Origin of the sequence: Klebsiella sp. EMBS2024 (assembly GCF_036233805.1) — a bacterium.
GTDB classification, from domain to species: domain Bacteria; phylum Pseudomonadota; class Gammaproteobacteria; order Enterobacterales; family Enterobacteriaceae; genus Klebsiella; species Klebsiella pneumoniae.
This window is the reverse complement of the sequence record NZ_JAZARW010000001.1, coordinates 4,956,251-4,975,213: the sequence shown is the minus strand read 5'-3', so window position 1 is coordinate 4,975,213 and position 18,963 is coordinate 4,956,251. Positions and strand designations below refer to the sequence as shown.

The window sequence follows — 18,963 nt, the reverse complement described above, 5'->3', positions numbered from 1 at the left end:
CAGCATTAAATTCACAGGTGCTTCATCAACAATTCACAAGCATTTTTTGCACCAGACTTTTAAATTACTCCCGCTTCTCCATGGTTCGCTATGGCAAGCGATATGGTAGCGTTGTTCAACAGGATGATTTGTCTCAGCACTATATAAAGGAATGCTGGCGCTTATTTTCAATATCAATGCGAATGCATACTCCATTCCCTTGATAACTGTTATCAACTCTACACAGGACTAAGTATCTATATATGGATTAATTAAATGAAAAAGACAATCGTAGCTGTAATGGTCGCTGCATCTGCAGTGCTGAGTGCTCAGGCAATGGCAACCAACACCGCTCAGGTAACTGTACTGGGTGAAGTCTCTGATGCAGCTAACTCTTGCGTCGTGACTCCGACTGGTACCCTGAACAACGGTATCGTTCAGCTGATCACTGTGACCACTGCGGAAGCAAATGCTGAAGCTGCAGGTACTCTGTTCAAAACTCAGGACTTCGGTTTTAAAGTTACTGACTGCGCACAGGGCAGCGCTAACCCGGTTACCGGCCTGACTGTAAACGTTGCCGGTGTCACCTCCAGCGATAAAACCATCCTGGACAACACCGCAGCTGGCGGCGCTACCGGTATCGGTATCGGTATCCAGCGTCTCAGCGATTCACATCGCGTAGCCTTCGACGGTTCTGACACCATGACCGAAAGCTACTCTGCTACTACCGGTACTCAGCTGAAGTACACCACTGGTTATGTAAAAGTGAACTCTGCTACTCCGGTAACCGAAGGCCCGGTTAAAGGTGTTGCGACCTTTACTATCGATTACACCATCTAATTTTTCCCCAAAGGGCCCCGCTTCACGGCGGGCCCTTTTTTGCATTCAGAGAAAAAACATGTTCAGGACTTTATTAACTTTCACCGCTTCCTGTGCATTACTCCTCAGCAGTATTGCCCATGCCGGTATTGTAGTGGGATCCACCCGCTATCTGTATAAAGAAGGCGCACGTGAAATCACCGCGCAAATAGAAAATAAAGATGATATTCCCTATCTGATTAAATCCTGGGTTGAAGCGCCGGCAGGAAAAGCGCCCTCTTTTATGGCCACGCCGCCGCTGTTCCGCCTTGAAGGGAAACAACAGAATACGGTTCGTCTGTTTTCTAACGGAAACGTTAATGCGCCGACCGACCGGGAATCCATGTACTATTTTAACGTGATGGCGATTCCTCCGGCAGATGATGCCAAAGCGAATAACAACACCATTCAACTAGCAGTCCGTCACCGTATGCGTCTGGTCTATCGTCCTAAAGCACTTTTCGACCTCTCCCCTAATACGGAAGCGAAAAAGCTCGAATGGCGAAAGTCTGGCACTAAGCTGACGATCAAAAATCCAACGCCCTTTTTCTTCTATTTCCATAGCATCCAGATTGGCAGCAAAGAAGTGAAGCCGGAAGTCAACTCGGTCGCCCCGATGACGACTAAAGAAGTGACGTTAAAAGAAAATATTAATGCCTCCAGCATTACCTGGAAAGTTGTCAATGATTATGGCGGAGCTGGGTCGCTCTACTCCTCATCGCTGTAATAAGAAATTTATTTTATCATTATAGGGATGTGTCTATGCCAAATAAGAATAATGGATTATTCAAACTATCCACCATCTTCTTTGCAATGCTTCCGGCATTGCTTTCTGGTTTGAATAATAAAGCGCAAGCACGTGACTTTTTCGATCCCTCATTCATTAGCTCATTGAATGGTAGCGATCCATCAACCACTCCTGACTTATCCGTATTTCAGACCCAGAACGCGCAGGCGCCGGGGGATTATCGGGTCGATATCATGTTTAATGGCCGCTACCTGGATACCAGGACGATAAAGTTTGTCGCCAACAATCGCGCCAGCAGCGATAACCGCGAACCCGCTCTGGTTCCCTGCCTGAGTCTAAAAGCTCTCGCGGAATATGGCGTAAGGATAAAATCCTTTCCAGAGTTAGCCGAGGATCAAAACGGCTGTGCAAACTTTTCTGTCATTCCGGACACCAAAGCGGATTTTGACTTTACCGCCCAGCGCTTAAATATTTCTATTCCGCAGGCGGCCTTATCCACCACCGCGCAGGGATATATCCCACCGGATCAGTTTGATGATGGCATCAACGCCCTGCTGGTGAACTACCAGTTCAGCGGCTCGAACGACATGCAGGCCAATGATGAATACTACAGCTTGAACCTGCAGTCTGGCCTCAACGTTGGCCCATGGCGTATCCGCAACCTCAGCACATGGAATAAAAACAATAGCGATGCCGGGGACTGGGACTCCGCCTATCTCTATATGCAGCGAAGTATTCGCTCGATCAACAGTAACCTGGTGATGGGCGAAAGTTCATCGCTCTCAACCATCTTCGACAGCGTGCCGTTTACCGGTATTCAGCTGGCCACCGATACCACGATGTTGCCGGAAAGTATGCGCGGCTATGCGCCGATTATTCGCGGTATCGCCAAAACCAACGCCCGCGTCGTCATTAAACAGAACGGCTACCAGGTTTACCAGACCTACGTGGCACCCGGGGCATTTGAAATCACCGATATGTACCCGAGCGGCGGTAGCGGCGACCTTTACGTCAGCGTGGAAGAGTCCGACGGATCCAAGCAAGAATTTGTTGTGCCGTTCGCCACCCTACCGGTCATGGTGCGTGAAAATCAACTGGAGTATGAGATTACTTCCGGTAAATATCGTCCTTACGATGGTGGAGTCGATGAAACGCCATTTACTCAGGCCACCGCGACCTATGGCGTCTCCAGCAGCCTGACGCTTTATGGCGGTATGCAGGCGGCCTCGCGCTACCAGGCGCTGTCGACGGGCCTCGGCTATAACCTGGGCGAGCTTGGCGCCGCCTCGGCAGACGTCACCCAGGCATGGTCGAAAAAGAAAGACGATGAAAAGACCTCAGGACAGTCCTGGCGGGTCCGTTATGGTAAAAACATTGTCGAAACTGGCACCAATGTCACCATCGCGGGCTACCGCTATTCCACCCGCGGCTTTAATACCCTCTCGGAGGTGCTGGATAGCTACTCTAATGACGGTAATTATACCTCTCGCTCACTGCGCAATCGCACCAACCTGACGGTTAACCAAAGCCTGGGTAAAGGCCTCGGTAGCCTGTCGATAAGCGGGTTGATTGAAGATTACTGGGACGATAAGCGAACCAACAAGTCAATTAGCGTAGGTTACAACGGCGGTTTCCGTAATGTGAACTACTATCTGGGCTACAGCTATAACCGCTACACCTGGAGCGGAAATAACTCAGGTAAGGATGCCCAGGACGATCAGCGCATCACCCTGACGGTGACGCTACCGCTGAGCAACTGGCTGCCGGGTACCTATACCAGCTATCAATTAACCAACAGCAATCCGGGATCTACCGATCAGTCGGTCTCCATTGGTGGCGTCGGGCTAGATAACGACAGCCTGGAATGGAGCCTGCAGCAAGGGTACAGCAACCGGGAATATTACAGCGGCGATATGCGTGGGACCTATAACGGTGCCCGCGGCAGCCTTAATGCCGGCTATAGCTATGACAATAACAGCCAACGTATTGACTACGGCGCCAACGGCAGCATCGTCGCTCATGCCGATGGCATTACACTTGGCCAGGACATCACTGACGCCGCCGTGCTGGTTAAAGCGCCGGGCCTGGATAACGTCAAGTTGACCAACGATAACACCATCTCCACCGACTATCGCGGTTACGCTATCGTCCCGTACGTTACACCTTACCGTCGTACCGACATCACCCTTGACAGCACTTCACTGGGTGAAGATATGGAGCTTCCAGAAACTACGCAAAGCGTCGTGCCGACCCGTGGTGCCATCGTGCGTGCTAATTATGACGGCAATATCGGCCAGCGGGCCTTTGTGCATCTGAAAACCGCCAGCGGCCAGGACGTGCCTTATGGCGCAATGGTTCTGCTCGCCGGCGACAGCAAATCGCAGCCAAGTATCGTCAGCGACGCCGGGATGGTCTATATGTCCGGCCTGCAAGAGACCGGGATCCTTAACGTCCAGTGGGGCAAAAGCGCAGCGCAGCAATGTAACGCTTCATTTACTTTACCAGCCAGGGAAGGCAAAGCGTCTGGCATCAGTCAAATCGAAACGGTTTGTCGCTAATATTGACCAAGGAACAATAAAGAATGAGAAAAATACTTCTTTTTTTATCCCTACTATGCTGTTGTAGCGAGGTAATTGCCAAATGCGATTATTCTGGTTCCGCTGGACAAGCAATGTTTAACATAAGTCCTAAAATCGCAACAGACCCAACAATTCCGGTGGGTACAGTCCTCTATACTAAAAAAGTCGGTACCGGACATTATAAAACATTTGAGTGCAGCAAAATAATGGGAGACCAGTATATTGTTGAATCAACAGCACCGGAAGTTACCGGCGTCACGGGTATAAGGGGCAAACCAGTCTATGAAACTGGCATAGATGGAATTGGCTTTCAGTTTTCAGATCTTCTGAGCAGCAAAAATGGTTCTATTAATCCTGCTGTTGCTCAATCTACAATCGTACCTATTTTAGAATCGAATGAAGATTATAAATTTATGACGGTATGGTTAATTAAAACAAAGCAGGTCATCGATACATCCGGCACCAGTACAAACCCGGTATTTAAATTCTCAGCAGGTAACTTAAGCACCAACCCAAGGGCAGCTGACCGCCTTTTGTTAACAGCAACCCTGAAGTTCAAGACTATTTCATATAAAGATACCTCTTGCGATATTTCAGTATCAGGGCCTAGCCAAATCACCCTGAATAAAATTGAAAAAAACACATTAATGTCCATTTCTCGAGGAGGTACAACTCCATCACAAAAAACTATCAAAATGGATGTGACTTGCCCACAAGGTTCAGTTGGCAACAAGCTTTACTACTGGTTTAACCCTGTTAATGGCACCAGTTCTGCCGGGGATGGGATCATCGATAACATGATAACTGGAACCGAAGCCGCAAATAACGTTGGCGTTATCTTCAAAATTGACAACAAGCCTATAATATTTTACGACGCCGAAACTTATAGCTTCGCCAAGGCACAGGCATCACAAAACTTTACCTTCACCGCCGACTATTATCGCATGAGTGACAATAGCGCTGAAGTCTCTTCCGGTCATGTAAAAGCTATGCTTGAAGTTGTCATACAGGAAGAGTAAAAGTATAACCTCCATACCCCTACAAAAGGTGGATAATGATATCCACCTTTTTTATTTTTATGTCAACAACCAAAAAAATGTCATATATGAATGCAAGAATAAATCAATATATCTGCAGCACATCGATAATAGCTGCGTGCCACCACCTGCTGAATTAGTTACTGTTTTATGAACCTATAAATAGTTTAGATTTGATTCACTATTAACCTCTAATTTCATCAACAATTCATATTTAGTTGAGTTGATTCATACTACAGCAACGACTATCTTTTCTGCGGACCAAATTCTGGTCTGGAATGAATATATAATTTTAATTTTAGTTAAAGGACTAATCATGCACCAATTAACTGTATTTGAAATGGAAGAAATTTCTGGCGGTGCGCTGACCGATACTCTTACCGATATCGTCACCTGGGCCGCAAAAGAAGTTGGCGCTATCGCACTGGGCGCCTCTCTGGGCGCTATTTTTGGTACAGCGTACGCCGGACGTTGGGGTGGCGTAAGTGGCGGTATCTTCGGTATCGGCTCAATCGGCCAGGGTGTAGGGATGATCGCCGGGGTTATTCTCGGTGGCGTTTGCTTTGGTATTGCAGCGGGTATCGTTGGCTGGGATATGACTCTGGATTATGCTCAGGGCGTAATGGATGCTATTTATGACGGCACCCTGAACTTCTGGAGCAACTAAGTTTACGCGCCAATGATTAGCTCAACAGTTTGTTGACAAGCATTCATTAGTAATTAAGGCCTGACGTATCGGGCCTTTTCATTTTATAATTTAAGCGATAACTATGTTAAAAAAAATCTATCGCAAGGAAGCGATTGAGTATAAAAAGCATCACTGGAAAGGAAAGGCACTGCTGCTCGCAGGGCTTCCAGCATGGCTTGTTGCATTACTCTCTTTTGCTTTTCTTGCGATCCTGATAGCCACCACAGTATTTTGCTCCTTTACCCAGAGAATCGACGTTCAGGGAGAGGTCATTACTCTACCTCACTCTGTCAACGTTTATGCCCCGCAGCAAGGCTTTGTTATCTCCCAATNTGTAAAAGTCGGCGATATTGTGACCAAAGGCCAGCCGTTATATGAGATCGACATTTCCCGGAACACCACAACGGGTAATNTTAGTGCGGTACAAATAGAGGTCATTAATGAAAAGATCGCAAATGCTGAAGATATCATTTCAAAACTGAATCATAATAAAGAAGAAACAACCATTTCTTTAGAGAAGCAGTTAAAAACAATCAATGATTCGTTAAAAGAAACTAATCGCATGTTGGCTAACGCCCAGGCTGGATTAAAGAAAATGCATGATAATCTATCCAGCTATGATAAGTATTTAAGTGACGGACTGATTACCAAAGACCAATATAACTATCAACACTCTTTGTATTTTCAACAACAAAGCACTTACCAGTCTCTGGTGAGTCAGAAAATGCAACTGGAATCGCAGGTCACTCAGCTCAATAGTGATAAAATTACAAAAATAGCTGATTTTGACAATCAAATCTCGTCACAAGAAAACCAGATTAATGATTATAAAAATCAACTGGTTGAATCAAACGCAAACGGTAACATTATTATTAAAGCAACGACTGAAGGCCGTATTGAATCATTGACCGTCACTAAAGGCCAAATGGTTGATAAAGGCAGCAGTCTAGCACAGATAAAACCTACCGGTGATATAGAGTATTATCTTATTTTATGGTTACCTAACAATAGTATACCTTATGTAAAACCTGGGGATGTAATTAACATTCGTTATGCTGCATTCCCATCAGATAAATTTGGTCAATTCCCGGGAAAAATACTTTCAATATCTTCTGTTCCCACATCTCGACAAGAAATGTCTGAGTATACCAATGTTACGAACGGCACAAACCAGCAGGAACTGGCGCTCTATAAGACCATTGTGAAAATTGAAAACAAAACCTTTGAATATAATGGTAAAACGCTTTCGCTTTCAAATGGCCTCAAGGCTCAAGCTGTTGTATTCCTGGAAGAGCGTCCGCTCTATATGTGGATGTTTACCCCTGTGTATAAGATAACTCAAAGCATTACTGGGCCGATCCATGACTAACGAACTTTTCAAAACTGTTGTTGCAAAGTTAAATTTTTCTCTTGTTAACAAAACGCCCGTTATTCTTCAGTCAGAATCATCAGAATGTGGAATTGCCTGTCTGGCAATGGTCTGTGGTTTTTATGGGTTGAATATCGATCTGTTTAATTTCCGTCAGCGGTTTGGTAGCCCCTCCCAGGGCTCCTCACTAATGTCTCTAAGCAAAACTGCAAAGCATGCCGGCTTAAAAAGCCGGGCGTTAGCTCTTGACCTTGATGAAATAAAGCAGCTTAAACTCCCCTGCATCATCCACTGGGGGATGAACCACTACGTTGTTCTTACAAAGGTAAGGAAAAACGGATTTGTTATTCACGATCCGGCGTTGGGTAAAAGAATCATTGGCATCAATGAGATGTCAAACAATTTTACCGGTGTAGCGCTTGAACTTTGGCCCGATCATAACTTCCAGCAAGAAGAAGCAAAATCCCGATTACGATTGCTGGATTTAATGCATAAAATTGTTGGTTTAAAATCAGCACTGATTAAGATCTTTGCTTACTCTGTAGTGGTAGAAGCTATCGGACTCCTGTTACCGATTGGTACACAGCTAGTCACTGACCATGTGATTATGGCTCACGACCAAAGCTTACTGTCTGTTATCTGTATCGGGTTGATATTTTTTACCCTATTCCGCACGTTTATTAGCATGCTACGTGCATGGACGTCGTTAACGTTAAATACCCTGACAAATATTCAGTGGAAAACGACGTTATTCGATCATCTGACAAGTTTGCCATTATCCTTTTTTGAGAAAAGGCATTTAGGTGATATTCAGTCTCGCTTCTCGTCTTTGGATACGATTCGCTCAATATTTACCAATAGTATCGTTACCGGCATCATCGACTCGATAATGACAATCGGTTTATTGGTGATGCTGACCTTATATGGTGGTTGGTTAGTCTGGGTCGTCATCGGCTTTACCATTTGCTATGCGATTATGCGCTTTGCTACCTATAGCTTTTATCGTCGCGTAACGGAAGAACAGGTCGTCAAAGGCGCACGTGCTAACTCCCACTTTATGGAGTCACTTTATGGCATTTCTACGATCAAAGCACTGAATTTAAAAGAACGTCGCTCACAGCATTGGCTGAATCTTAACGTTGACGCCAGCAATGCAGGTATAAAGCAAACTCGATTCGATATGATGTTTGGTGGCATTAATACCTTTATCACCTCAATCGATCAGGTAGTGGTACTGTGGTTGGGTGCCATTATGGTAATTGATAATGAGATGACGCTCGGTATGTTTATGGCATTTAACGCCTATCGGGGTCAGTTTTCTCAACGTGCATCGAATCTCATTGATTTGGTGATGCAACTTCGTATGCTCTCACTGCACAACGAACGTCTATCAGAAATAGCATTTAGTGAACCAGAAAAAGAACTTCCATCGCGGCGTGTTTTTACGGAAAACACTGGCGTAAAACTTGAAGTGAGAAATCTTAGTTATCAATACGATCCTTTTTCACAACCCATCTTTACAAATTTGAACATAACCGTTGCTCCTGGAGAATCAGTTGCGTTAATTGGCCCATCTGGCGTAGGGAAAACCACACTATTAAAAGTTATGTGCGGACTGCTCTCGCCGGATTCCGGCGAAATACTGGCGGATAATCTGGAGATTAAAAAGATTGGTTTGAATAACTATCGTCTTGGTATCGCCTGCGTACTCCAGGAAGACCGTCTCTTTTCCGGCTCCCTTATTGATAATATAAGTGGCTTCGATGATAGCGCCGATCTTGATTTTGTGATGGAGTGTGCCAGACGGTGCAACATTCATGATGAAATTATGAAGATGGCTATGGGATACGAAACCATTGTCGGCGAACTTGGGCTGGGTATTTCAGGTGGGCAAAAGCAGCGTATCCTGATCGCCCGCGCACTGTATCGCAAACCGAGTATTTTATTCATGGATGAGGCTACCAGCCATCTTGACCTCAGAAATGAGTCGGTTATCAATCAGTCTATTTCAGCGCTAAGTATCACCCGCATTATCGTCGCGCATCGACCATCGACCATTGCATCCGCCGATCGTGTTATCGATCTCTCACAATCGAAGTCGGTGACTACTGCTTAATAAAGGAGAAGAATATGCAAGGAACGTTTATAGGTTTTAATACCGCAGGAATTACCTTTGAAGAGCGATTTTTAGCGTTGCTGCTGAAAGTTAAGAAGGAAAATGGCTTTTGCGAGATTTACTATCTTCAGGCACCGGTGCTAGCTGATCTGCTCCTGATACTGCAGAGCAGAATGGCTGTGATTTTCCAGCGGCTTGAAAACCAGGGAGAGGCCTATAAAGATGAGCTTATCACGTATAATGAGGCACTTGTTGCCAATATTCCTCAGGTTGAGACGGCTGAAATACAGCAACCATCCCCTGAGCGGCGAATCATGTCCATTACGCTCAAACCTGGCGAAACACAGTCAACGTTAATTCTTGTATTTCAGGATGAACAAATTAGTACTTTATGTATTGACGATCTGCAAATCGAAGCATTAATTATCGGTATTCAACAAGCATTAAAAACAGTCGGCGACCAGGAACTGGTTCAGTATTTAAGTTCAAATATGGATTTTTTAATGTGCTATACCGTCGACTTAACCACTCAGCCCAATATCGATTACCAGCAGTATCCCCAGGAAGACTGGAAGCTAAACCTGTTTTCCCATTATCTGGGCGTGCTGTACTGCTGCGAGACAGACGAAGGCAAGAAAATTGTCTCCGGAGCGGTGGTCAAAACCAGCGCGCCGCATTTATCAGAACTGGAAAATAACGTTGTGACGCGGATTATCGAGAAAAGCCCCAAGCTCAAGGCGATGCACGCGGAGCTGGCGCCATGCCAGATCTTCAGTACTGTCATCCCTTCCCAGCCGGGAAGAATGCTCAGTCTGGAAGAGTGCCTGCGTCCTCTGCACGCCTTCTATCTGGAGAAGAAAGCGGAGCTTAACGCCTGATCCTCATCTAACGACCACGCCTCTCTCTGCGCTCGCAGAGAGAGGCGTCACGCATCAGTTCGGGCACTTATAAACCTGGCCGTTCATTTCGCTGTCGGTAGGTACAAAGCTCGACAACAGGTTTTGTGTCGGGCTGCTGACGCCGTAAATCACGTTGCCACCCATTGCTGCTGCCTGGTTACGCAAGGCGTTCGCCGCACCGCGCATGGAACCGCCCTCATCGCCATTCTGGCCGGAGAGCCAGTTGCTCTGTTTACCCGTCGCGGTCCCTAACAGCTGACATTCTGCGCCCGGCTTCTCCTGCACGAAACGCACATTCTGGCCGGCAGAGGTTAATTCATTGCTGGAACTGCAACCTGCCAACAGTAAGGCTGCGCCGACAATCCCTGCTAAATATTTTACCTGCATGTTATTCCCCATGATCGATGAGCTGGACGCACTGGCCCGGATGTAAATCTGTCATCCTTCAAACTGCGTCGGCATGAGCCGCGTTCATTCCCTCCCCGGCTGCGCTTACCAGGTCGCTACCGAAACGGAGGTGCTTGCCGCTCTGATGCAGCTTAAATGATTTTTATGTATAAGCCTTATACTAAAAAGCGCGCCAAAAGAAAAACCCCCAGCCATTGCTGGCCAGGGGTTTCTGCTTTTTTATGCCGTAGAGCGCACGATTACATCATGCCGCCCATACCGCCCATGCCGCCCATGCCGCCAGCAGCACCTAAGTCAGGCGCGTCGCCTTTCGGCAGGTCGGTCACCATGCACTCGGTGGTGATCATCAGGCCAGCCACGGAAGCCGCGTACTGCAGTGCAGAACGGGTGACTTTGGTTGGGTCCAGGATACCGAAGTCGATCATGTTGCCGTATTCTTCAGTTGCTGCGTTGTAACCGTAGTTACCTTCGCCTGCTTTCACGTTGTTTGCCACAACAGACGGCTCTTCACCGGCGTTGGAAACGATCTGACGCAGCGGCGCTTCCATTGCGCGCAGCGCAACTTTGATACCGACGTTCTGATCTTCGTTCTGACCGGTCAGGCCAGCGAGTTTCGCCGCAACGCGAACCAGCGCTACGCCGCCGCCAGCCACCACGCCTTCTTCAACCGCAGCACGGGTTGCGTGCAGGGCGTCGTCGACGCGTGCTTTTTTCTCTTTCATTTCAACTTCGGTAGCCGCACCGACTTTGATTACTGCCACGCCGCCAGCCAGTTTAGCGACACGTTCCTGCAGTTTTTCACGATCGTAGTCGGAGGTCGCTTCTTCGATCTGCTTACGGATCTGAGCTACACGGCCCTGGATTGCGGATTCTTCGCCAACGCCATCGATGATGGTGGTGGTGTCTTTGTTGATAACCACGCGTTTCGCCTGGCCCAGGTCTTCCAGAGTCGCTTTTTCCAGCTCCATACCGATCTCTTCAGAGATAACGGTACCGCCAGTCAGAGTAGCGATGTCCTGCAGCATAGCTTTACGACGGTCGCCGAAGCCCGGTGCTTTCACCGCAGCCACTTTAACGATGCCGCGCATGGTGTTAACCACCAGGGTCGCCAGCGCTTCGCCTTCAACGTCTTCAGCGATGATGACCAGCGGTTTGCCAGCTTTCGCTACGGCTTCCAGAACCGGCAGCATTTCGCGGATGTTGGAGATTTTTTTGTCAGCCAGCAGGATGAACGGGCTTTCCAGCTCAACGGCACCGGTGTCCGGCTTGTTGATGAAGTACGGAGACAGGTAGCCGCGGTCGAACTGCATACCTTCAACTACGTCCAGTTCGTCTTCCAGACCGGTACCGTCTTCAACGGTGATCACGCCTTCTTTGCCAACTTTATCCATCGCTTCCGCGATCAGTTTACCGACGGTTTCGTCGGAGTTAGCGGAGATGGTACCTACCTGAGCGATAGCTTTGGAGTCAGAGCACGGAACGGACAGCGCTTTCAGCTCTTCTACTGCAGCCAGTACCGCTTTGTCGATACCGCGTTTCAGATCCATCGGGTTCATGCCTGCTGCAACAGCTTTCAGGCCTTCGTTCACGATAGCCTGAGCCAGTACGGTTGCGGTGGTGGTACCGTCGCCTGCCGCGTCGTTCGCTTTAGAGGCAACTTCTTTCACCATCTGCGCGCCCATGTTTTCGAACTTGTCTTCCAGTTCGATTTCACGTGCAACGGAAACACCATCTTTGGTGATGGTCGGCGCGCCGAAGGATTTGTCCAGAACTACGTTACGGCCTTTCGGGCCCAGGGTCACTTTAACTGCATCTGCCAGTACGTTTACGCCGCGCAGCATTTTTACACGAGCGTCGTTACCGAATTTTACGTCTTTTGCTGCCATTTCTTTTATTCCTCAAATTCGTTCAGGGTCGTGCGAATTAAGCTTCAACAATTGCCAGGATGTCGCTTTCGGACATGATCAGTACTTCTTCGTTGTCGATCTTTTCAGTCTTCACGCCGTAGCCATCGTTGAAAATCACGATGTCACCAACTTTAACGTCCAGCGGCTGCACGGTCCCGTTTTCCAGGATGCGGCCTTTACCGACAGCGATGATTTCGCCACGAGTTGACTTAGCTGCTGCAGAACCGGTCAGAACGATGCCGCCCGCAGATTTGGTTTCAACTTCTTTACGTTTGACGATCACACGATCATGTAACGGACGAATACTCATTGATAGCTCTCCTTCGAGAAAGTCATTATCAGTTATGGGTGACGCCGGGCCGAACGCGGTTTACCGGCTAGTGCAGAGAGAGATGGGGATGGCCATTTCCGGCTTCAAGGGCAAAATTAAAAAAAATTTTTACCTTTGCGCTGGCGCACAAAAAGCGGCCATGTCAGGCAATCGGTCATAAGGAAAAGCGATTGTGATACTCTCTTTTTTTTCACTGGCGCAGGATTGAATCATGAGTGGTTTAAAACAGGAGTTAGGGCTGGGACAGGGAGTTGGGTTGCTTTCCACCTCATTGCTGGGTACCGGCGTCTTCGCCGTCCCGGCGCTGGCGGCGCTGGTCGCTGGCGATAACAGCCTGTGGGCATGGCCGCTGCTCATTCTCCTTGTTTTCCCGATTGCCATCGTCTTCGCCCTGCTCGGCCGCCATTTTCCCAGCGCGGGCGGCGTGGCCCACTTTGTCGATATGGCCTTTGGGCCACGTCTGGCCAGCGTCACCGGCTGGCTGTTTTTATCGGTTATCCCGGTCGGACTCCCCGCCGCCCTGCACATCGCCACCGGTTTTGGCCAGGCGCTGTTCGGCTGGCATGATGCGCAGCTGCTGCTGGCGGAGCTGGGCACCCTGGCCATCGTCTGGTGGGTCGGTTCGCGTGGCGCCAGCTCCAGCGCCAACCTGCAGACGTTGGTTGCCGTACTGATTGTGGCGCTGATCGTCGTAGTCTGGTGGCGCGGCGGGATAAGCCCGGCGCAGATCCCCTTCCCGGCCCCGGCGGAGATTGACCGCGGGCAGCTCTTTTCGGCGCTGTCGGTGATGTTCTGGTGCTTTGTCGGTCTGGAAGCCTTCGCGCATCTCGCCTCGGAGTTTAAACATCCCGAGCGTGATTTCCCCAGGGCGCTGATGATAGGCCTGCTGCTTGCCGGCTCGGTCTACTGGGCCTGCACCGTGCTGGTGCTGCACTTCCACGCCTTTGGCGAGGAGATGGCGGCGGCGGCGTCATTACCGAATATCGTGGTCCGTCTGTTCGGCGTCGAAGCGCTGTGGGTAGCCTGCGTCATCGGCTATCTCGCCTGTTTCGCCAGCCTCAACATCTATATTCAAAGCTTTGCCCGCCTGGTCTGGTCGCAAGCGCAGCATAAGCCACACAGCTACCTCGCAAGGCTGTCGCCACGGCAGATCCCGCGCAACGCCCTCAACGCCGTGCTGGGATCCTGCGTATTTAGCACCCTTGGCATCTATCTGCTCGATATCAATCTGGACGCGCTGATCGTTTACGCCAATGGCATTTTCATCATGATCTATCTGCTGTGCATGCTGGCGGGTTGTCGTTTGCTGCGCGGTCGCTATCGGCTATTGGCGGTGGTGGGCAGCATTCTCTGTCTGCTGCTGCTGGCGATGGTCGGCTGGAAAAGCCTGTACGCGCTGGTGATGCTGGCGGGGCTGTGGCTGTTTTTACCCAGGCGCAAGCTGGCGACGGGAAGCGTGTAGGCCTGCAAAGAAAGCGGCCCGGTCGCATCTGCTGACCGGGCCGNNNAATGTTAATCGCGGCGATCGTCCTTATGGTCCAGACGGTCGCGCTGCTCATCTTTGCGCTGGAATTCCCCTTCGAAGGTCTCTCCGCCGCCAGTTCCGGCGCTAAAGCCGCCGCCCGGCATCCGGCTGAAGCGCAGGTGCGGCATCAGCTTCATCGTCAAATGCTTTTGCACCGGCGGCAGCAATAGCAGCAGGCCGAGGAAGTCGGTAAAGAACCCCGGGAGCAACAGCAGCAGACCAGCGATAATCAGCGATACGCTCTTGATCATCTCCGCCGCCGGGCTCTCGCCCGCGGCCATCTTCTGCTGCATCAGCAGGAAGTTTTTGAAGCCCTGGTTACGCACCAGCGACATCCCTACCACCGAGCTAAAGATCACCAGGATCAGGGTCATAAAGACGCCCAGCACGTGCGCAACCTGGATAAAGATCGATATCTCAATGTAAACGTAAAGAAAAAAAGCAATAAACGGAATCCAACGCACCGGCGTCTCCTTCATCAACGGGCGCTGCGTTCAGCGCCCGTAATCATCAATTTGCTGATCGCATCCCACTAACATGGGGATGCTGAGCGGCTTTTCAATCAGCGGAAAGGCTTATTTTTCTCAGGAATAAGAAAGCGGTGACCCATTTCACAGATTAATAAATCTTCTCATACCCGCAATGTAATAAGTGATCAAGCTTACTGATATTCGCTATCATCAGCATATGATCTTGGGCACCGGGCCGGTTAAGGAAATAATCGTCGGCCAGAAAATATACTGAATACTGGATATTCTGTGTGTTTGGTGAATTCATTGGCAGCTTGAAAAGAAGGTTCACATGTTAAACAACATTCGTATCGAAGAAGATCTGTTGGGCACCAGGGAAGTTCCCGCGGACGCTTACTACGGCGTTCATACTCTGCGAGCGATTGAAAACTTCTACATTAGCAACAGCAAAATCAGCGACATACCAGAATTCGTGCGCGGCATGGTCATGGTTAAGAAAGCCGCCGCGCTGGCGAACAAGGAGCTGCAGACCATTCCCAAAAGCGCGGCAAATGCGATTATTGCCGCCTGTGACGAAGTCCTGAATAACGGCAAATGCATGGACCAGTTCCCGGTCGATGTCTTCCAGGGCGGGGCCGGTACCTCCGTAAACATGAACACCAACGAAGTCCTGGCGAACATTGGCCTTGAGCTGATGGGCCACCAGAAAGGCGAATACCAGTACCTGAACCCAAACGATCACGTCAACAAATGCCAGTCCACCAACGATGCTTACCCCACCGGGTTCCGCATTGCGGTGTATGCCTCCATCCTTAAGTTAATCGATGCGATTAAACAGCTGGGCGAAGGCTTCCAGGCGAAAGCCGTGGAGTTCCAGGACATCCTCAAAATGGGCCGCACCCAGCTGCAGGACGCGGTGCCGATGACCCTCGGCCAGGAGTTCCATGCCTTCAATGTGCTGCTTAATGAAGAGACCAAAAGCATTCTGCGCACTGCGGAGCTGCTGCTGGAGGTGAACCTCGGCGCCACCGCCATTGGTACTCGCCTCAACACCCCGGACGGCTATCAACAGCTGGCGGTGCAGAAGCTGGCTGAAGTAAGCAACTTACCGGTCGTCCCGGCGGAAGATCTGATTGAAGCCACCTCGGACTGCGGGGCGTACGTTATGGTTCACAGCTCGCTGAAACGCCTGGCGGTGAAACTGTCAAAGATCTGTAACGACCTGCGCCTGCTCTCTTCCGGTCCGCGCGCGGGCCTCAACGAAATCAACCTGCCTGAGCTGCAGGCTGGCTCTTCAATCATGCCGGCGAAGGTTAACCCGGTGGTGCCGGAGGTGGTCAACCAGGTCTGCTTCAAAGTTATCGGCAACGATACCACTGTGACCATGGCCTCCGAAGCCGGTCAGCTGCAGTTGAACGTGATGGAGCCGGTGATCGGCCAGGCGATGTTCGAGTCGATTCATATCCTGACCAACGCCTGCTACAACCTGCTGGAGAAATGCGTTAACGGCATCACCGCCAATAAAGCGGTATGTGAAGGCTACGTCTACAACTCCATCGGCATCGTCACCTACCTCAACCCGTTTATTGGCCACCACAATGGCGATATCGTCGGCAAGATCTGTGCCGAAACCGGCAAGAGCGTACGGGAAGTGGTGCTGGAGCGCGGACTGCTGACGGCGGCGGAGTTGGATGATATTTTCTCTGCGCAAAACCTGATGCATCCCGCTTATAAAGCAAAGCGTTATACCGATGAAAGCGAACAGTAATCTTTCAGGTTAGTCATTCAAAGGCATGTCAGCGATGACATGCCTTTTTTGCTTTTTGGTTTTACTAAAATACAACAATTCAATATCAACTTGTTAAAAAACAAGGAAGGCATATATGTTTGGTGCAGAACTGGTTATTGTCCTGCTGGCGATTTATCTCGGCGCCCGGCTCGGCGGCATCGGTATCGGCTTTGCCGGTGGCCTTGGCGTCCTTGTCCTGACGCTTATTTTTCAAATTAAACCGGGTGCGATCCCCTTCGACGTTATTGAAATCATTATGGCGGTGATTGCCGCTATCGCCGCCATGCAGGTCGCCGGCGGGATGGATTACCTGGTCAGCCTCGCCGAACGGATGCTGCGCCGCCACCCGAAGTACATTACCTTCCTTGCCCCGCTGGTGACCTGGTTTATGACCGTGCTCGCTGGCACCGGCCATACCGCCTTCTCCACGCTGCCGGTGATCACCGAAGTTGCCAAAGAGCAAGGCATTCGTCCGTCTCGTCCACTGTCGATTGCGGTAGTGGCCTCCCAGATAGCGATCACCGCCTCGCCCATTTCCGCCGCAGTGGTCTTTTTCGCAGGTATCCTTGAACCGCTGGGCGTTAGCTATTTGACGCTGCTGGCCATCTGTATTCCGGTCACGCTGCTGGCGGTGATGCTCACCGCTATCGTCTGCAACTTCCTCGGCTGCGAACTGAAAGACGATCCGGTTTACCAGGAGCGGCTGGCCAAGGGGGAAGTCAGACTGCGCGGCAGCCAGGTATTTGAGCTGCAGCCGCACGCCAAACGTTCCGTTCTGCTGTTTTTGATCGGCATCGTGGCGGTGATGTTCTACGCCACGGCCATCAGCGATACCGTCGGCCTGATTAAGAACCCGGTGCTGCCGCGTAACGAGGCGATCGTGGTATTTATGCTGACCATCGCCACCCTGATTAGCATCACCTGTAAAATCGACACCGGCGAAGTGCTCAACGCCAGCACCTTTAAGTCCGGGATGAGCGCCTGCGTCTGCGTCCTCGGCGTCGCCTGGCTGGGAGATACCTTCGTTAAAGCGCATATCAGCGACATCCAGGCCGTGGCCGGCGATCTGCTGCATAATTACCCATGGCTGCTGGCGGTGGTACTGTTTTTCGCCGCCACGCTGCTCTACTCGCAGGCAGCCACCACCAAGGCGTTGATGCCTGCCGCGCTGCTGCTGGGCGTCAGCCCGCTGACGGCTATCGCCTCGTTTGCCGCGGTCTCGGCGCTGTTCGTTCTGCCGACCTACCCAACCCTGCTGGCGGCGGTAGAGATGGACGACACCGGCTCAACCCGCATTGGTAAATATGTCTTTAACCACGCCTTCCTGATCCCCGGCGTTATCGCTATCACGCTGTGCGTGATCCTCGGCTTTATCTTTGGCGGGATTATGCTGTAAATACCGCTGGCGGCGGGCCCACTACGGGCCCGCCTTCCGTTGCCCTCACTTTCCCCGCTCGTTACGCTAATATCCCCGCATCTTGCGTGTTATAGTGCCTCTTTTCGCTGATACGAGGTTCATGATGACTACGCCTGATGCTGTTGTTGTGCTCTGTACCGCGCCGGACGAAGCGACCGCCCAGGATCTGGCGGCAAAAGCGCTGGCGGAAAAGGTGGCAGCCTGCGCTACGCTGCTGCCGGGAGCCACCTCTCTGTATTACTGGGAAGGGAAACTCGAGCAGGAGTATGAAGTGCAGATGCTACTCAAAACTGACCTTGCCCATCAGCAGGCGCTGCTGGACTGCCTGAAGTCACACCACCCGTATCAAACCCCAGAACTGCTGGTTCTACCCGTCACGCATGGAGACAACGATTACCTCTCATGGCTTACCGCATCATTACGCTGATCCTGCTGCTGTGCAGCACATCAGCCACCGCCGGGTTATTCGACGCGCCGGGGCGCTCGAACTTCGTGCCTGCTGATCAAGCTTTCGCCTTTGACTTTCAGCAGCAACAGCATGACGTCAACCTGAGCTGGCAAATCAAGGATGGTTATTATCTTTATCGTCAACAGCTTACCTTCAGCGCCGCCGGGGCGACGATCGACGAACCGGCGCTGCCGGCGGGAGAGTGGCATGAAGATGAGTTTTACGGCAAAAGCGAGACCTTTCGCCAACGCCTGACCGTGCCGGTGACGGTGAAGGAGGCGGACAAAGAGGCTACTCTCACCGTCACCTGGCAGGGCTGCGCCGATGCCGGATTCTGTTATCCGCCGGAGACTAAAGTGATCCCGCTGAGCGCCGTGCGGGCGGCCTCAAACGAC

17 protein-coding genes are annotated in these 18,963 nt (G+C 50.5%); 13 read left to right on the top strand and 4 right to left on the bottom strand.

The genetic code is table 11. The features are described 5' to 3' along the window. Window positions 1-255 precede the first annotated feature (255 nt). The 8 genes from VZP09_RS22835 to yjeJ all read left to right on the top strand — a co-directional run bounded on the left by VZP09_RS22835 (window position 256) and on the right by yjeJ (window position 10,252). A complete protein-coding gene (locus VZP09_RS22835) occupies window positions 256-819 on the top strand; it encodes a fimbrial protein (protein WP_004177738.1) in 564 nt (187 codons plus the stop codon). 58 nt (window positions 820-877) lie between these two features. Next, window positions 878-1,564: a fimbrial biogenesis chaperone gene (locus VZP09_RS22830; protein WP_004177740.1), complete on the top strand. Its 687-nt coding sequence runs from the start codon at window positions 878-880 to the stop codon at window positions 1,562-1,564. Window positions 1,565-1,599: 35 nt separating this feature from the next. Then, window positions 1,600-4,143 (top strand): fimbria/pilus outer membrane usher protein, encoded by a 2,544-nt coding sequence (locus tag VZP09_RS22825; protein ID WP_004177742.1) that lies wholly within the window; start codon window positions 1,600-1,602, stop codon window positions 4,141-4,143. Between the two features lie 23 nt (window positions 4,144-4,166). Beyond that, on the top strand, window positions 4,167-5,183 hold the full coding sequence (locus VZP09_RS22820) for a fimbrial protein (RefSeq protein WP_004177744.1): 1,017 nt from the start codon (window positions 4,167-4,169) through the stop codon (window positions 5,181-5,183). Between the two features lie 334 nt (window positions 5,184-5,517). Further along, window positions 5,518-5,868: a hypothetical protein gene (locus VZP09_RS22815; RefSeq protein ID WP_004177746.1), complete on the top strand. Its 351-nt coding sequence runs from the start codon at window positions 5,518-5,520 to the stop codon at window positions 5,866-5,868. Between the two features lie 103 nt (window positions 5,869-5,971). Then, window positions 5,972-7,258, top strand: a complete 1,287-nt coding sequence (locus tag VZP09_RS22810; protein ID WP_328795426.1) for an HlyD family secretion protein — start codon at window positions 5,972-5,974, stop codon at window positions 7,256-7,258. Beyond that, window positions 7,251-9,374, top strand: a complete 2,124-nt coding sequence (locus VZP09_RS22805) for a peptidase domain-containing ABC transporter (RefSeq protein WP_016831378.1) — start codon at window positions 7,251-7,253, stop codon at window positions 9,372-9,374. The genes VZP09_RS22810 and VZP09_RS22805 overlap by 8 nt, the downstream gene beginning before the upstream one ends. Before the next feature lie 14 nt (window positions 9,375-9,388). After that, window positions 9,389-10,252 (top strand): YjeJ family protein, encoded by an 864-nt coding sequence (yjeJ, locus tag VZP09_RS22800; protein ID WP_004177752.1) that lies wholly within the window; start codon window positions 9,389-9,391, stop codon window positions 10,250-10,252. A 54-nt stretch (window positions 10,253-10,306) separates the two neighbouring features. Here the strand turns inward: yjeJ and VZP09_RS22795 are convergent, their stop codons facing one another. The 3 genes from VZP09_RS22795 to VZP09_RS22785 form a co-directional block, all read right to left on the bottom strand. Further along, window positions 10,307-10,660, bottom strand: coding sequence for a DUF4156 domain-containing protein (locus VZP09_RS22795; protein ID WP_004152419.1), 354 nt, complete (start codon window positions 10,658-10,660; stop codon window positions 10,307-10,309). A 260-nt stretch (window positions 10,661-10,920) separates the two neighbouring features. Further along, window positions 10,921-12,567 (bottom strand): chaperonin GroEL, encoded by a 1,647-nt coding sequence (groL, locus tag VZP09_RS22790; protein ID WP_032439114.1) that lies wholly within the window; start codon window positions 12,565-12,567, stop codon window positions 10,921-10,923. 37 nt (window positions 12,568-12,604) lie between these two features. After that, window positions 12,605-12,898 carry a co-chaperone GroES gene (locus VZP09_RS22785; protein ID WP_004152420.1) on the bottom strand — a complete coding sequence of 98 codons (294 nt, stop codon included), beginning with the start codon at window positions 12,896-12,898 and terminating at the stop codon, window positions 12,605-12,607. 232 nt (window positions 12,899-13,130) lie between these two features. Here VZP09_RS22785 and yjeH point away from each other — a divergent pair, with 232 nt between their 5' ends. After that, complete coding sequence (gene yjeH, locus VZP09_RS22780) at window positions 13,131-14,381, top strand: L-methionine/branched-chain amino acid transporter (protein ID WP_025368533.1); 1,251 nt, start codon at window positions 13,131-13,133, stop codon at window positions 14,379-14,381. 50 nt (window positions 14,382-14,431) lie between these two features. Here yjeH and VZP09_RS22775 read toward each other — a convergent pair whose 3' ends face one another. Continuing rightward, window positions 14,432-14,908 (bottom strand): FxsA family protein, encoded by a 477-nt coding sequence (locus tag VZP09_RS22775; protein ID WP_002885425.1) that lies wholly within the window; start codon window positions 14,906-14,908, stop codon window positions 14,432-14,434. 337 nt (window positions 14,909-15,245) lie between these two features. On the opposite strand from VZP09_RS22775, the gene aspA reads away from it, so the two are divergent. The 4 genes from aspA to VZP09_RS22755 all read left to right on the top strand — a co-directional run. Beyond that, window positions 15,246-16,682, top strand: a complete 1,437-nt coding sequence (gene aspA / locus VZP09_RS22770) for an aspartate ammonia-lyase (protein WP_002885424.1) — start codon at window positions 15,246-15,248, stop codon at window positions 16,680-16,682. A 115-nt stretch (window positions 16,683-16,797) separates the two neighbouring features. Further along, a complete protein-coding gene (locus VZP09_RS22765; RefSeq protein WP_002885423.1) occupies window positions 16,798-18,099 on the top strand; it encodes an anaerobic C4-dicarboxylate transporter in 1,302 nt (433 codons plus the stop codon). Between the two features lie 124 nt (window positions 18,100-18,223). Beyond that, window positions 18,224-18,547, top strand: a complete 324-nt coding sequence (gene cutA / locus VZP09_RS22760; protein ID WP_002885422.1) for a divalent cation tolerance protein CutA — start codon at window positions 18,224-18,226, stop codon at window positions 18,545-18,547. Beyond that, window positions 18,523-18,963, top strand: a 441-nt coding sequence (locus VZP09_RS22755; RefSeq protein WP_328795424.1) for a protein-disulfide reductase DsbD domain-containing protein, incomplete at its 3' end; no start/stop codon positions are given. The genes cutA and VZP09_RS22755, both read left to right, overlap by 25 nt.

What these genes read in the sequence shown, in the direction of transcription:
- yjeJ (WP_004177752.1), top strand. Translation starts at nt 9,389, where the DNA reads ATGCAAGGAACGTTTATAGGTTTTAATACCGCAGGAATTACCTTTGAA.
- VZP09_RS22765 (WP_002885423.1), top strand. Translation starts at nt 16,798, where the DNA reads ATGTTTGGTGCAGAACTGGTTATTGTCCTGCTGGCGATTTATCTCGGC.
- VZP09_RS22805 (WP_016831378.1), top strand. Translation starts at nt 7,251, where the DNA reads ATGACTAACGAACTTTTCAAAACTGTTGTTGCAAAGTTAAATTTTTCT.
- VZP09_RS22825 (WP_004177742.1), top strand. Translation starts at nt 1,600, where the DNA reads ATGCCAAATAAGAATAATGGATTATTCAAACTATCCACCATCTTCTTT.
- groL (WP_032439114.1), bottom strand. Translation starts at nt 12,567, where the DNA reads ATGGCAGCAAAAGACGTAAAATTCGGTAACGACGCTCGTGTAAAAATG.
- yjeH (WP_025368533.1), top strand. Translation starts at nt 13,131, where the DNA reads ATGAGTGGTTTAAAACAGGAGTTAGGGCTGGGACAGGGAGTTGGGTTG.
- VZP09_RS22815 (WP_004177746.1), top strand. Translation starts at nt 5,518, where the DNA reads ATGCACCAATTAACTGTATTTGAAATGGAAGAAATTTCTGGCGGTGCG.
- VZP09_RS22835 (WP_004177738.1), top strand. Translation starts at nt 256, where the DNA reads ATGAAAAAGACAATCGTAGCTGTAATGGTCGCTGCATCTGCAGTGCTG.
- VZP09_RS22820 (WP_004177744.1), top strand. Translation starts at nt 4,167, where the DNA reads ATGAGAAAAATACTTCTTTTTTTATCCCTACTATGCTGTTGTAGCGAG.
- aspA (WP_002885424.1), top strand. Translation starts at nt 15,246, where the DNA reads ATGTTAAACAACATTCGTATCGAAGAAGATCTGTTGGGCACCAGGGAA.
- VZP09_RS22795 (WP_004152419.1), bottom strand. Translation starts at nt 10,660, where the DNA reads ATGCAGGTAAAATATTTAGCAGGGATTGTCGGCGCAGCCTTACTGTTG.
- VZP09_RS22830 (WP_004177740.1), top strand. Translation starts at nt 878, where the DNA reads ATGTTCAGGACTTTATTAACTTTCACCGCTTCCTGTGCATTACTCCTC.
- VZP09_RS22785 (WP_004152420.1), bottom strand. Translation starts at nt 12,898, where the DNA reads ATGAGTATTCGTCCGTTACATGATCGTGTGATCGTCAAACGTAAAGAA.
- cutA (WP_002885422.1), top strand. Translation starts at nt 18,224, where the DNA reads ATGACTACGCCTGATGCTGTTGTTGTGCTCTGTACCGCGCCGGACGAA.